Annotated in this window: 9 protein-coding genes; 2 read left to right on the top strand and 7 right to left on the bottom strand. The window is 56.2% G+C overall.

Going from position 1 to position 13014, the window contains the following annotated elements; all coding sequences use genetic code 11:
- Window positions 1-80: 80 nt before the first annotated feature.
- From H627_RS0105640 to H627_RS17180, 7 genes are all read right to left on the bottom strand, one after another.
- Entirely contained in the window at window positions 81-1784 is a 1704-nt protein-coding gene (locus H627_RS0105640) for an adenine deaminase C-terminal domain-containing protein (protein ID WP_027828149.1), read from the bottom strand.
- 79 nt (window positions 1785-1863) lie between these two features.
- The gene (locus tag H627_RS0105635; protein WP_027828148.1) at window positions 1864-2919 is read right to left on the bottom strand and encodes an ABC transporter substrate-binding protein; all 1056 of its coding nucleotides are present in this window, start codon (window positions 2917-2919) and stop codon (window positions 1864-1866) included.
- A 27-nt stretch (window positions 2920-2946) separates the two neighbouring features.
- Window positions 2947-3978, bottom strand: a complete 1032-nt coding sequence (locus tag H627_RS0105630; RefSeq protein ID WP_035440038.1) for an ABC transporter ATP-binding protein — start codon at window positions 3976-3978, stop codon at window positions 2947-2949.
- 13 nt (window positions 3979-3991) lie between these two features.
- Window positions 3992-4792 carry an ABC transporter permease gene (locus tag H627_RS0105625; RefSeq protein WP_027828146.1) on the bottom strand — a complete coding sequence of 267 codons (801 nt, stop codon included), beginning with the start codon at window positions 4790-4792 and terminating at the stop codon, window positions 3992-3994.
- Window positions 4785-5615: an ABC transporter permease gene (locus H627_RS0105620; RefSeq protein WP_027828145.1), complete on the bottom strand. Its 831-nt coding sequence runs from the start codon at window positions 5613-5615 to the stop codon at window positions 4785-4787. Before H627_RS0105620 ends, H627_RS0105625 begins: the two co-directional genes overlap by 8 nt.
- A gap of 422 nt (window positions 5616-6037) precedes the next feature.
- Complete coding sequence (locus H627_RS0105615; RefSeq protein ID WP_027828144.1) at window positions 6038-6955, bottom strand: nucleoside hydrolase; 918 nt, start codon at window positions 6953-6955, stop codon at window positions 6038-6040.
- An 18-nt stretch (window positions 6956-6973) separates the two neighbouring features.
- Complete coding sequence (locus H627_RS17180; protein ID WP_051225210.1) at window positions 6974-9520, bottom strand: TIM-barrel domain-containing protein; 2547 nt, start codon at window positions 9518-9520, stop codon at window positions 6974-6976.
- Between the two features lie 372 nt (window positions 9521-9892).
- On the opposite strand from H627_RS17180, the gene H627_RS0105605 reads away from it, so the two are divergent.
- Together H627_RS0105605 and uidA are read left to right on the top strand one after the other, a co-directional pair.
- Complete coding sequence (locus H627_RS0105605) at window positions 9893-10930, top strand: LacI family DNA-binding transcriptional regulator (protein WP_051225209.1); 1038 nt, start codon at window positions 9893-9895, stop codon at window positions 10928-10930.
- Window positions 10931-11168: 238 nt separating this feature from the next.
- Complete coding sequence (gene uidA, locus H627_RS0105600) at window positions 11169-12980, top strand: beta-glucuronidase (protein WP_027828142.1); 1812 nt, start codon at window positions 11169-11171, stop codon at window positions 12978-12980.
- Window positions 12981-13014 lie beyond the last annotated feature (34 nt).

Below are 13014 nucleotides of genomic sequence, written 5' to 3'. Positions count from 1 at the left end.
CCAGCGTGACGTAAGACCACGGTGACAGCACTGATTAGTTGTTCATTAAAGGGTGAGGACGGCTGACGTTCGCGCCTATTTTATTCAGCAAACAACGGAATCTTAACCTGACTCTTCACGTCGAACAATCCTTTATCCGACATCTTGAAGGCCGGGGACACCAGGAGTGACAGGGTGGAGAAAGACATGATTTCGTTGGTGTTATGGTACCCCAGATCTTGCATCGCTTGCCGGACATCGGCAATTTGTTTACCAAGCACCGGGATCGGGGCATCGCTGACCACGCCGCCAATGGGCAGCGGGGCGTTGGCGACGATCTGCCCGCCTTCCGCCACGACATAGCCGCCTTGTTCAGCAATCAATTCGTTTTGGGCAGCAACCATATCGGCAATAGTCGTGCCCATGACCATGACATTGTGGTGGTCGTGGGCCCATGTGGCCCCCACTGCACCGGGGCGGCTCAGCGCGCCTTTCACCAAACCGAACGCAATATGGCCGCCGTGACCGTAACGTTCCTGGATCATGAGCAAGGCCAAGCCGGCGTCCTGCCACTGTACCAGATGATCCTTAACGGTGAGTTTAACTGGGACGCGTTTGGTGAACGTCCCCACCGCGGCGATCTCGATGACGTTCGCGGTGACTGCTGAGACGTCATCCGGTACGCGCAATTGCAAATCGGCAGCGGTAATGGGCTTCGCCTGAACCGAATGCCGAAGATCCGTACTGAACGCGTGGGGATCAGCGGGACTTTGGTCCGCAGCCGGTTCGACCAGTTGACCGTTCTTATAGACGGCGACCACGTCGAAGGCCTGCAGGTCGCGGAGAATAATAAAGTCAGCGACCCGGCCGGGGGTGATGCTGCCGCGATTCCATAAGCCCATGTGCCGAGCCGGGGTGTAGGTGGCCATGTAAATGGCGTCCACCGGATCCAGCCCAAGGCTGATGGCTTGCTGGACGATCTTGTTCAGATGGCCGTGGCGCAGATCGTCGGCCATGACATCGTCGGTGACCAGGGCGACATTCTCAAATAACTGGTGATCCTTGACGGCAGCAATGTTTTCTTCAGTTAGGGATTTTTTCTGCAGTTGAACAAACATGCCGTTGGTGACTTTCTCCAAAATCGACGCGGGCGTCTGCTGTGTATGGTCCGACGTGATCCCGCTGTAGATAAACTTGGCCAGGTCTTCCCCGGTGTACTTGGGACAGTGGCCCTCCAAGGGCATCGTCGGCCGTTCCCGCCGGCATTCCGCGATCAGTTGGCGAATCAGCGAATCCGGTTCGGAGGTGATGCCTTTGAAGTTCATGGCTTCGCCCAGACAAATAATGCGCGGGTCCTTCAACAATTCCTTGGTCTCAGCGACTCCAATGATGCCGCCGGTGGTCTCCAGCTCTGGCTTGGTGGAGGGCACCGAAGAAGGAATGGCGTAGAACACATCAATGTCGCTGGGCTGGGCCATGAACTCCTGCAGCCCCTTCAAACCGGCCACGTTGGTAATTTCATGGGCGTCCGCGATCACCGTCGTCGTCCCGTGCGCCGCCACCGCCCGGCCGAACCGGGTCGGGGTGGTCATGGAGCTTTCAATGTGCATGTGCGAATCCACCATTCCGGGGATCATATACGTCCCGGCGAGATCAATGGTTTTCTTCGCCTCCCCGGTAAACGTTCCCGGTGCCGGCAGCCAGTAAAATTTACCGTCCAGCACCGTCACATCGGTCTCAATAAACCGATGCAGCGCGCTGCTGAAGACGTGCCCGTTCGTGAGTAATAAATCGACAGTTGTCATTTCGAACCCTTTCTAATGAGTGGTATCACGCTGAAAACGACTTTCAGCAACAGACCGAGTGCCAATGCGTAGCAAGCGACTACTTATTCATCAACGAATTCCACGTCTTGATCCAACCGCTCAAATGGCTGTTCACATAATCAAAATCAATCGTCTTCGCCCGCTTGGCAATGGCCCCATACGTCTTATTCTTTGCATTTGCCGCAGACAATTTAACCGTATCGTTCACCGGTGCATTATTCAAGGACTTGGGTTCCGCTGCCTTCGCCTGCGCCGTCTTGCTCAACCGATAGCTCAGGTACGCATAAGCCGCCTTGGTGTTCTTGCTGCTCTTCAAAATGCTGGCTGTATCATAGTTAGCGTAAGTTCCGCTGGCCGGTACAGTGTAGACAGCGTTGCTGTCGGCGGCTTGAATCATGCCCACCGCGAAGTCGCCGACGACAGCGGCGGTGATTTCACCGGATTTGAACATATTAGCCAGATCGGAAGATTGGGTATACGTCTTGACGACGTTGGGCTTCAAATCGGCCAGGGCTTTGAAAGCCGCCTTGCCGTTATCCTTGGTCACCGGTGTGCCGGCGTGGTCGCCTGCCACATAAAGCATTGCCGGACCAAAGGTGGTGGTGATGTCGGGAATCGCGATCTTGCCCTTCAGCTTGCCGCTCCAGAGCTGATCCCAGGATGTGATCTTGCCAGTCTTGCTGGGGTCGTAAATGATGCCGATGCTGTTCACGGTATACGGCACGCTGTTCGTTTCTTTGGCCAGCTTCTGCTGGGCGCTGCTCAAGGTGTTGAAGTTCTTGATTTTAGAAAAGTCGAGTTTCTTGAACAGGTTTTTCTTATTGCCCGACAAAGCGTTATTTTGGGAAAGCTCGATCACATCCACGGCGGCGTTGGGATTATGGGCTACCTGGGTGAAACGCTGGCTGCTGTCGCCGAATTGGCTCTGGACTTTGGTGCCGGACTGTTTGCTGAAAGGATCGAAGATATCGCTGGTCATTTGTTTTGTAGACAGGCCAAAGGTGGAAACAGACAGACTGCCGCCGGAAGCGGCGGCCTTGCTGCCGCAGCCGGCAAAGAGCACAGTGACAGCGAGGACAGCAACAGATAGGGCAGCACGGGAAAATTTCTTCATTTTATTGAACACTCCTATTGTGATTGACTAGGCTTCTAACGGCAGCAATTGGTCAGCGGGCAAGGTGAAGTGCAGCGGGGCACCGATGGCCACGGGGGTCTCGGTGGGGCCGTCGATCTGCAGGGTACCCAGAGGACTATCGACGGTGTAGCGGTAGGCACTACCCAGATACGTGCGGATGGTGACCTGACCGCTGAGCCCCTGATCATCCGGACTCAGTTGAATCTGATTGGGCCGAATCGTCAGGACCTTGGCATCCGGTTTCGTGGGCCCCGCCACGGCGACGGTTTGATCCCCCACCCGATAGGCATGATCCGCCACGGTACCGTTCACCGGCAGAAAGTTTTCGAAGCCGATAAAGCGGGCCACAAACTCCGTCTGGGGATGGTGATAAATCTCTTCGGGCGCGGCATATTGTTCGATCTTCCCCTGGTTCAAGACGGCCACTTTATCCGAAATGGCGAAACATTCTTCCTGGTCGTGGGTGACAAAGATCGTCGTGGTGTGCAGCTGCAATTGCAGCCGGCGGATTTCTTCCCGCATCGCCACCCGCAGCTTCGCGTCCAGATTGCTGAGCGGTTCATCCAGCAGGAGCAGGCGGGGGTCAACGACCAGCGCCCGGGCTAAAGCGACCCGCTGCTGCTGGCCGCCGGAGAGTTCCTGGGGATAGCGTTCCGCCAGGTCGGTCAAGCCGGTGGTTTGCAGAATGGCGGTGACCTTCGCGGTAATATCGGCTTTGCTGAGCTTTTGCCGCTTCAAGCCGTAAGCCACATTGGCGAAGACGGTGAGGTGGGGAAATAGAGCGTAACTCTGGAACACCATGCTCAACCCGCGCTTGTAGACCGGCACGCGGCTGATGTCTTCGTCGTCCACCTTGATCGTCCCGCTGGTCTGCTGGAGCAGGCCAGCAATGATGCGTAGCGTCGTGGTTTTACCGCTGCCGCTGGGTCCGAGCAGGGAGACCAGCTGGCCGTCGGCGACGGCGAGGGATAAGTCGTGCAAAATGGGATCGCCGTGACCGTATGTCATGGCCAAAGAATCGAGTGTCAAACGAGCCAAGATATAGAACCTCCTAATTGGTTTCGGTCGTGGTCAACGCGCCCACGCCCAGCAGTTTTTCCATCAGCAGCATCAGTACCGCGGTGAAGAGCATTAAGACAACGGACAGTGCCGAGACGGTGGGGTCGTAGTTGTTTTGCAAATAATTCAGGATCGCTGTCGGCAGCATGTTCTGGCTGGGACCGTTCAAGAAGAGCGAAATCGGGATGTTGTTGAACGAATTGATGAAGCACAGCATGAACGCCGCCACGATACTGGTCCGAATATTCGGCAGGACGATGGTGAAAAAGGCCCGCGGCCGACTGGTCCCCAAGGTCCAAGCGGCTTCTTCAATGTGCGGGTCCAGATGCAGCATGCTGCTGGTGACCAGCCGAATGACGTAGGGCAGGCACAGCAGCAAGTGGCCGATGAGCAGGCTGGGCCACAGCGGCAGGCGCCAGGCGATGACCAGAGTTTGGTACAGGGCGAAGCCGATAACGATTTCCGGAATCAGCGTCGGGCTGAGAAACAGGGTCTGGAACCAGGCCTTCTGGGGAATGTCGAACCGGGTCAAGGCGTACACCGCCGGCACCCCGATGAGCAGGGCCAGCAGACTGGCCAGCAGCGCAATGGTCAGACTGGACTGGAAGCCGTCTACGAAGGCCGGCTGGGTCCAAATGTTGGCGTACCAGGCGAGGGTGAACCCTTTAATGGGAAACGAAATCGTCGGTTCGGTACCAAAGGACGTCACGACGACGATGCCTAGGGGCAGGATCAGCAGGGCGAGGACGATGACGCCGATCAATTGGAGGACGTGATTGTGCCGATCAAGCATGATCCACCCGCCGATCTAGCCGTCCGGTGTACCACCGAAGCAGGCCTAAGACGATGAGGGACAGAACAATCAAGACCATGGCGACAACGCTGGCGTTGGTCCAATTGCCCAGGGTCATCGCTTGCTGATAAATCAAGGTGGACATCACCAAGTGGCGGTTGCCGCCCAGTAATTGCGGGGTCGTATAAGCGGTCATGGCTCCGGAGAAGACCAGGATGGCGCCGGTGAGAATAGCCGGGGCCATCTGGGGCAGAATGATTTCCCGGAGAATGGTGAATGGCCGGGCACCCAAGACAGCGGCGGCTTCCTCAATTTCCGGATTCAACCCATTGGCACTGTCCACGAGGGTAGTGATCATAATGGGCAGAAAGAGGTAAACGGAGCCGATGACGATCGCCGTATTCGTATACAGCAGAGTGAGCGGCGCACTGATCAGGTGTAAAGCCTGAAGCATGTTGTTCAAGACGCCGTTTTTCCCCAAGATGATGATCCAGGCAAAGTTGCGGACCACGGCGTTGGTCAGGATCGGGAAGAGAATGATCACGGAGAGAAACTGGCGCCAGGACACGCTCTGCCGGCTGATCCACAGCGCGGTGGGCAAGCCCAGCAGGACGGTGATCACTGTCGTGACTGTGGCAATCGTTAATGTTCGGAATATGACTTGCAGATCGTAGTTGCTTTGCAAGAACTGAGTATACAGGGCAATCGGGTTTGCCCCGGAGGTGACGGTGGGAATCGCGATTTGAATCAAGGGAAACAGGGCAAACACGATAATTCCTAATGCTGCCGGTATCAACAGTAAGAACCGGTTGGCTTTTTGCATGATGCCATCCTTTCTGGTTGAGAAATGTTGAGTTAAGGATAGCACGAAAAAGCGAACGATAAAAGGATAAATTCGATTAGATATTCGTTTAATGTTCGGGTTTGACTGAAAACGGTGGTTATTATTTGGGGAGAGACGGGCTGAGGAGAAGTTTCTTCTTTGTACGCCGTGCCAATGCTCCGCAAGCTGCGGCAAAATTGGTCTGGAACGCTGTGACGGCGCTTGGAGCCCGCTGCGCGGTCTCCAAGTCGCCTAACCACATCGGCGGCAAGCCGCCGTGCTGAGCCCATTTTGCCTCCGCTTGCTGCGCATTGGCACTAGGTCTGCTTTAATTTCCAACTTTGCTTTAGTTCTCGATAAAAAATACCGCCTTCCGGAATATATTCCAGTGAAAGCGGTATTGGTCACATGACAATATAATTTTACTTTGTTTGAGTCAGGGCACTTACGAACCAGTCGGTAAATCGGGATGCATTTACCGCTGTAGCGACTTGGGCGTTGGGCCGTTCGTGCAGCCGGTCTTGGAGATCGACTAAGGAGGCGCCGGCGGTATAGGTGCCTTGGGTTTCGATGGTGACATTGGTGGCGGCCAGGGTGAACAGATCGGGTTGGGTCAACAACGCAATGGCCAGAGCGTCGTAGATTTTCAACCCGGTTTGGATGCTGCCGCCGCGGTAGTGGGCGAAAAGGTGATAAAACATGTCGCCGACTGTGCCAAGTTGGCGGATTTGGGCGGTCACGGCGGGCATGATTTTGGCTTGCGTGCCGACTTCCAGCGGGGCCATTTTGATTTTGACCCCAGAGCGGAAGACGATGTCGGCGGCTTCCGGGTCGGCGGCGAAGTTGAATTCGGACAGTACGCCCCAATTGCCCCGGCCGATGGCGCCGCCCATCAGCACGAGCTGATCGATGCGCGCCCGGTCGGTGGGGTATTGGTGCAGGTAGAGGGCAATGTCGGTGAGCGGACCAATAGCCACCAGGGTGGTCTTATCACGCTGCTGGCTGACGACGGCGTGCATGGCGGCTGCAGCAGTAGTCGTGGTATCCACCGGGACGGTGGGCGCTGGAAAATCGTAACCGGCCAACCCGCTGACACCATGGATGTTGCCGGCGTTGATTGGCAGCCGCAGCAGGGGCCGCTGACTGCCGGGAACGATCCGGACGGTTTGGTGCAGGAGCGTGAGCAGCTTCCGGGTGTTGTCGGTGGTATGGACCAGACTGACATTGCCGGCGACCGGGCAAATGAGTTGCACGTCAAGCTGCGGGTCGGCTAGGGCAATGGCGATGGCGACCGCGTCGTCGATGCCAGGATCGGTACTGATAATAACTGGTGTGGACATACGCTCTTCCTTTCTCACTTAATAATCAATGATAATTGTTACGTCGGTGTCGATGGCTTGGGCCGGCAGGGCGACGGTGATGCCGCTGCGCGGGGCGATGGGGGCCAGCGGCCAGGCGGTGAGCGGGCCCATCTGCCAACTAGGCGCGTCCGTGACCGGCTTGAGGGCTTCGCGGAGCTTGCGGGTCTCGCCATTGCTGGTGACTTGAATCGTGTGCGGGCGGGCGTCAGTGGCCACTTGCAGGAGCACAAGCGGGGCTTGGTTCTGACCGGTATAGGTGCCTTGAGTGGCGTTCAGAGTGAAAATGATCCGGCGGCCGTCATCCGTGGCACGCAACGCCGTGGTGGCGAATTCGCCATTTTGATAGGCCAACGTGGCGCCGTCATCGCTGTAAACGGTGGTTTCACTGGGCCGCGGCCCGGGGAAATACGTGACGATGCGGGTATCCGCGGGATATTGACCGGGGGTCAAGTGGACCGGTACCCGGGGCAGCAGGGCCCCAGCCCGGACGAAAATCGGCGTCTGGGCCAGGGGCGCCGGATAATCGGCTAAGGTTTGTCCGCCGGCATACCGCTCCCCGGTAAACAAGTCTTCCCAAGTGGCGTGGGGATCAGGAAGATACAGATGCGGCACCCGGGCACTGCCGTCCCGGGCGAGGCGATACGGACTGGTGACCGGTGCCACGAGCAGATCATCTCCCAGCAGGAACTCAGTATCGGTGTCACTGCCGTAGGTATAGGCGTCCGGTTCCAGCCAGAACAGCGGCCGGACAATGGGCGCCCCCGTTTCCCGGGCGGTGTGGGCCAGCGTATACAGATAAGGCAGCAGCGTGGTCTTGAATTGCAGATAGGCCCGGTTGATCGCAACAAAAGGCTGGCCAAAGACTAAGCCCATGTTTTTCGGTTGGCTGCCCCAGCCATCCATGTTCAGTTGGATGGGTGTAAAGGATTTCCACTGCAGATCCCGGGTCTGAATCAGCGGGTCGCGACCGCCGTAGATACCGTCGATATCGCTGCCGACATTGGGGTTGCCAGACAGGCCGGTACTCAAATACGTGGCAATGTGGCTGCGGATGTTTTCCCAGTCATCGCCGCCTTGATCGCCGCTCCAGATGCTGGTGTAGCGCTGGGAACCAGCCCAGCCGTCCAGACTCATGATGAACGGCCGGCGACCGTGGCCGGCTTTGGTCATCGCGGCCGCCGCGTCGGCGGTGGCGTGCAGGCCGAAGGTATACCCCTCACCGACCCAGGCCACGTCTGTCTTCACCGCGGCGACGCCAGCCGTGCTGACTTCTTGGCCAATGTCCCGTTCACCCTTTTGCGGGTGCTCCGGATCATTGGGGTGGAGTTTTTCTTGGGTCCACAGGCCCACAGCCACGCCCTGATCATTGGCATAGGCCGTGAAGTCCCGCAGATTGGCTAAGTCGCCGGCAAAATCGGCCGTTTGGCCATAGCCGGCACCGTAACCGTCGTTAGGCAGGAACCAGCCAATCGGCATTTTGTTTTCCAGATACCGATCCAGCACCGCCCGGGCCGAGAATTGAGCACTGGCGCCCTCGCCATTCAGCGATTCATGTACCGCCCCGGTGGGGTTGCCTTGTGCATCGTGTTTGGTGAAGGTCACCGGTGCCGCGCCCACGTTGGGCACCAGGGTCTGCCCAGCAACCGTGATCGCGCCGGCCCGGTAGCCGGTGTTAAACGTCTTTTCGCTCACAGGCTGGTATTCCTTGTACCACTGACCGTCCGGAAAAAGGATCGCGCCGACGGAATTCTTAGTTACCGGCAGCCAATAATCTCGGTTATAGGCGTTCAAATGGGCCGGATAGAAACTGAACCGCGGGGCCAGTACTGGCTTGCCGGTCAATTCGTGGTAGCCGTGGATCAGATGGGTCGGATCTGGGCCTAGGATAATATAAACATCAAAATACGGGTCATCGTGGGATAACTGGACACCGTGGGCGGGGGTACTGAAATCATAAAGCCCCGGAGTGAAGGTGTTGACCAGCACACCGTAACCGGCGGTGGACCAATAGAAGGGCACCGGCGAGGCAACCCCGCCGGCGGTCCACAGATTGGTATTGGCAATCGTCACCCGCTGTCCGCGCAGGGCAAAGCGGCCGTTTTGCGTGCCGCCGCCGAAGAAGTACTCGTCTGGAGAAAAGGTCAGCCGAGCGGTCCACGTCTTACCCGCGTCGTCCCAACTGGGCAAATGCAGATCGACGATGGCACCATGGGGCCCGCTGATGTGCAGCGTCCCATGGGCCTTTTCCCAATCGGCTTGGTAGGCATCGGCGGTGGTCAGGGTGTAGTGATCGTTGTTGATCACGATCGGCGTCTCGTCCGTTTGCCCGCTGCCGCCGGTGGCGACGGTGTGGTCGCCGTTTTTATCCACTTGGACGTCCGCTGGAACAGTCGGCCGATCTGGGAAGTGGTCAGTCTGGCTGACCCGCACCCGCACAATATGGTCATTCACCCAGCTCAACTGCCCGTGCAGTTTGGTGGTGGCGATACTGAATACTCCGTCATGATACGATTCTTGCTGAATGGCCTGCGGATCTTGGACCATGAAAACCAACTCCTTTTTGTCTTTTCTTGAGCGGATGGCATTTATTCACTAATACGCGAGTGCCAATGCGGAGCAACCGGAGGCGGAATGGGCTCAGTGGTGGAAACCACACGGCGGCTTTGCCGCCGATGTGGTTAGGCGACTTTGAGACCGCGGTTTTTGCGGGCTCAAAGCGCCGTCACCACGTTCCAGCCCAATTCCGCCGGAGGTTGCGCAGCTTTGGCACGGCAGCCTGCGAAGAGCGCCATGCCAACCTATTTTCTTCCATTATCACATAGGCCAGAAAAAATGGTACCGATACCGAGGAAAAAACGAGCCGTTACCGGCCAAAAGATTACTAAAACATGATAGGATAGTTGTATTAACACCATTGTGAAGGCTTTCGCCTATTACACGGAAAGCAGGAAAAAGAAAACGACTACCATCAAAGATATCGCCAATAAAGCAGGGGTCTCGATTTCCACTGTGTCACGTATTTTGAATTTCGACACCACCCTGTCTGTCACCGACGCGACCCGGGCCCGGGTGCTGCATGTGGCGGAAGAAACGGAATATAAACCCCGGCGGAAGAAGACTCCGAAGATCACGACGAAGATTGCTGTGATTCAATGGCATAGCGAGAAGCAGGAATTGAATGACCTGTATTATTTGCAGATCCAATATGCCATTGAGAACACTGTCCAAAGCAGCGGGGCGGCGCTGCAATACGTGACCACGGAAAATTTCAACGAAGCCGTGAACAGCACGTTCTCTGGGATCATTGCCCTGGGCAAGTACGGTCATCAAGAGATGCTGGATATTGCAGCAAAGAAGCTGCCGGTGGTTTTTGTCGGCCAAAATTCTTTGGCGGACGGCTTTGATAGTGTGACCAGCGATTATGTCAGCCCCGTGAAATGGATCATTGATCATTATTTGGCTGCCGGCATCCAGGACATTGGGCTGATCGTCGGCCAAGAAGCCACCAGTATCGGCCATCAGGAAATCAAAGACACCCGTTTGCAGGCTTTCGAGACCTTTGGCCAAGCAGCCGGGGTGTATACTCCGGAGCATGTTTTCGTGGGGGCCTTCACTCCGGAATCCGGGTACGCGTTAATGAACGAAGCCATTGACCAGTTGGGCGACAAACTGCCCCACGGCTTCATTGTGGGTAACGATGCCATGGCCGTGGGCGTGATCCGGGCGCTGAACGAACACGATCTGCCCATTCCGGAGCGGGTCAGTCTAATCAGTTTTAATGACGTGGCCGTGGCTAAATATACGAGCCCGCGGTTATCGACAGTACATGCCTACACGGATCTGATGGGTGCCGGGGCGGTCCAGCTGTTGCAGGAACGGATTTCGGATCCTAAGCGGGTGGCGCGCCAGTTCAATTACGCGACCAAGTTGATTTTACGGGAAAGCAGTAAATAAGTTAAGCCGATAGTCGTTTGCGAGACTGGGCCGAGCGATTGCTCTCCAGTCTCTTTTTTGTGGTCCTTGCCCATTTTTACTAAAATGCGAATGCCGATTAAAAGCTTTTTGATAAGGCACATACGGTTCGAATACATAAAATTGGTAAAACTTTTATTGACAGTTTTACTAAAATTCAGTACGCTATTTCCTGTAAGCAATTTTCGAAAGCGAATTAGTTACGGGAGGTCACTCAAAAATGGAACAAAGTTTATTATACCCAGTCGTCAATGCCGTCCGCACCGATCAAAAACTGGATGGGCTCTGGCGCTTCTCCTTTGATGCGGTGGGCGTTGGCCCACAGGAGGGCTGGGCCAAGCACTTGCCCAAGGCCGTCGATATGCCGGTACCGGCCAGCTTTAATGATTTCTTCACGGATAAAGATGCCCGGGAATACACTGGGGATTTCTGGTATGAGAAAAAGTTCTTCGTGCCGGCGGATTACCAGGGTCGTTTCGTGGGCCTGCGCTTTGACGCGGTGACCCATCGGGCGACGATCTACGTCAATGGGGTCAAGATCCGCAGCCACGAGGGCGGCTTCCTGCCGTTTGTGGCGGACGTGACCGATGCACTGCATTACGGGGAAGAAAATACCGTGGTGGTGCAGGGCAACAACGAACTGTCCCGGGAAGCCCTGCCGGCCGGTGATACGATCACGTTGAAGAATGGGAAGAAAATGGCCCGGCCTTTCTTCGATTTTTATAACTACTCCGGCATTAACCGCTCGGTCCATTTGATCACCCTGCCGGTGGAACGGATCACCGATTACACGACTGATTTCACCCTGGCTGGGGCGGACGCGGATGTGCACTATACTGTGACCACGACGGGGGACCACGATGTTGTTGCCGTCCTGCGGGATGCGGACGGTCAAGTCGTGGCCGAAAACATCGGCAAACAAGGCACGCTGCACGTGACTGATGCCCACCTGTGGAACGTCCGCGCGGCTTATCTGTACACTTTGACGCTGCAAATCACCAACGACACCACGATCGTGGATGAATACAGTGCCGAAATCGGTATTCGGACGATCAAGATCGTCGGGACAGAGATCCAAGTTAACGGCAAATCCGTGTACCTGAAGGGCTTTGGCCGTCATGAGGATTCTCCTTTCGCCGGGCGGGCTTTTGACCTGAATGTAGAAAAAAAGGATTTCTCCCTGATGCAGTGGAGCGGGGCCAATTCTTTCCGGACCTCCCACTATCCCTACGATGAACAGGTTTATCAAATGGCCGACCGGGAAGGTTTCCTGGTCATCGACGAAGTACCAGCGGTCGGCTTCAAAATGGTCGCGGCATCCTTCCTGGGCGGTTTGAATCAATCCTTCTTTAAGGGCCCTTGGATCAAGCCGCTGCATGCCAAGCATTTGGACCAGATTACCGATATGATCAAGCGGGATAAGAACCACCCCTCCGTCTTTGCCTGGAGCCTGCTGAATGAACCGGATACGGTGACCGAAGAATCGGTACCGTACTTCAAACAGATTTTCGCGGAAACCAAGGACTTGGATCCCCAAAGCCGGCCGCGGACATTCAGCCTGAGCGAGGACGATACGATTGAGACCTCGAAGGACTTGGATTTCCCTGATATCTATCTGTTGAATCGGTATCCGGGTTGGTACCACTACGCCGGCTATCAGATTTTGGACGGCGAAGCGGGCTTACGGGAAGAAATGGACAAGTGGGCCGCCAGCGGCATTAATAAACCCATCGTCTTCACTGAATTCGGCGCTGACACGGAAGCGGGTTTGCACAAACTGCCCAGCGTGATGTGGAGCGAAGAATATCAAGTCGAAGTCTTGGAAATGTTCAGCCGGATCTTCGACAGCTACCCGTTCATCAAGGGCGAGCAGGTGTGGAACTTCGCCGACTTCCAGACGGTGGAAGGCAACATGCGGGTCAACGGCAACAAGAAGGGGATCTTCACCCGGGATCGCCAGCCTAAGGCGGCGGCGTTCTTTTACCATAAGCGGTGGACTAATATTCCGTTGGATTATAAGGCTCAGAAATAAATCAATGCCAAGAAGCTGGGCCATTCGTGCCCGG

Source organism: Schleiferilactobacillus harbinensis DSM 16991 (assembly GCF_000425885.1).
GTDB classification, from domain to species: Bacteria; Bacillota; Bacilli; order Lactobacillales; family Lactobacillaceae; genus Schleiferilactobacillus; species Schleiferilactobacillus harbinensis.
The sequence above is the reverse complement of the archived record's forward strand: the minus strand, read 5'-3'. Positions and strand labels throughout refer to the sequence as shown.

Coding starts and splice junctions, on each gene's coding strand:
- H627_RS0105640 (WP_027828149.1), bottom strand. CDS start 1,784: ATGACAACTGTCGATTTATTACTCACGAACGGGCACGTCTTCAGCAGC.
- H627_RS0105635 (WP_027828148.1), bottom strand. CDS start 2,919: ATGAAGAAATTTTCCCGTGCTGCCCTATCTGTTGCTGTCCTCGCTGTC.
- H627_RS0105625 (WP_027828146.1), bottom strand. CDS start 4,792: ATGCTTGATCGGCACAATCACGTCCTCCAATTGATCGGCGTCATCGTC.
- H627_RS0105620 (WP_027828145.1), bottom strand. CDS start 5,615: ATGCAAAAAGCCAACCGGTTCTTACTGTTGATACCGGCAGCATTAGGA.
- H627_RS0105615 (WP_027828144.1), bottom strand. CDS start 6,955: ATGTCCACACCAGTTATTATCAGTACCGATCCTGGCATCGACGACGCG.
- H627_RS17180 (WP_051225210.1), bottom strand. CDS start 9,520: ATGGTCCAAGATCCGCAGGCCATTCAGCAAGAATCGTATCATGACGGA.
- uidA (WP_027828142.1), top strand. CDS start 11,169: ATGGAACAAAGTTTATTATACCCAGTCGTCAATGCCGTCCGCACCGAT.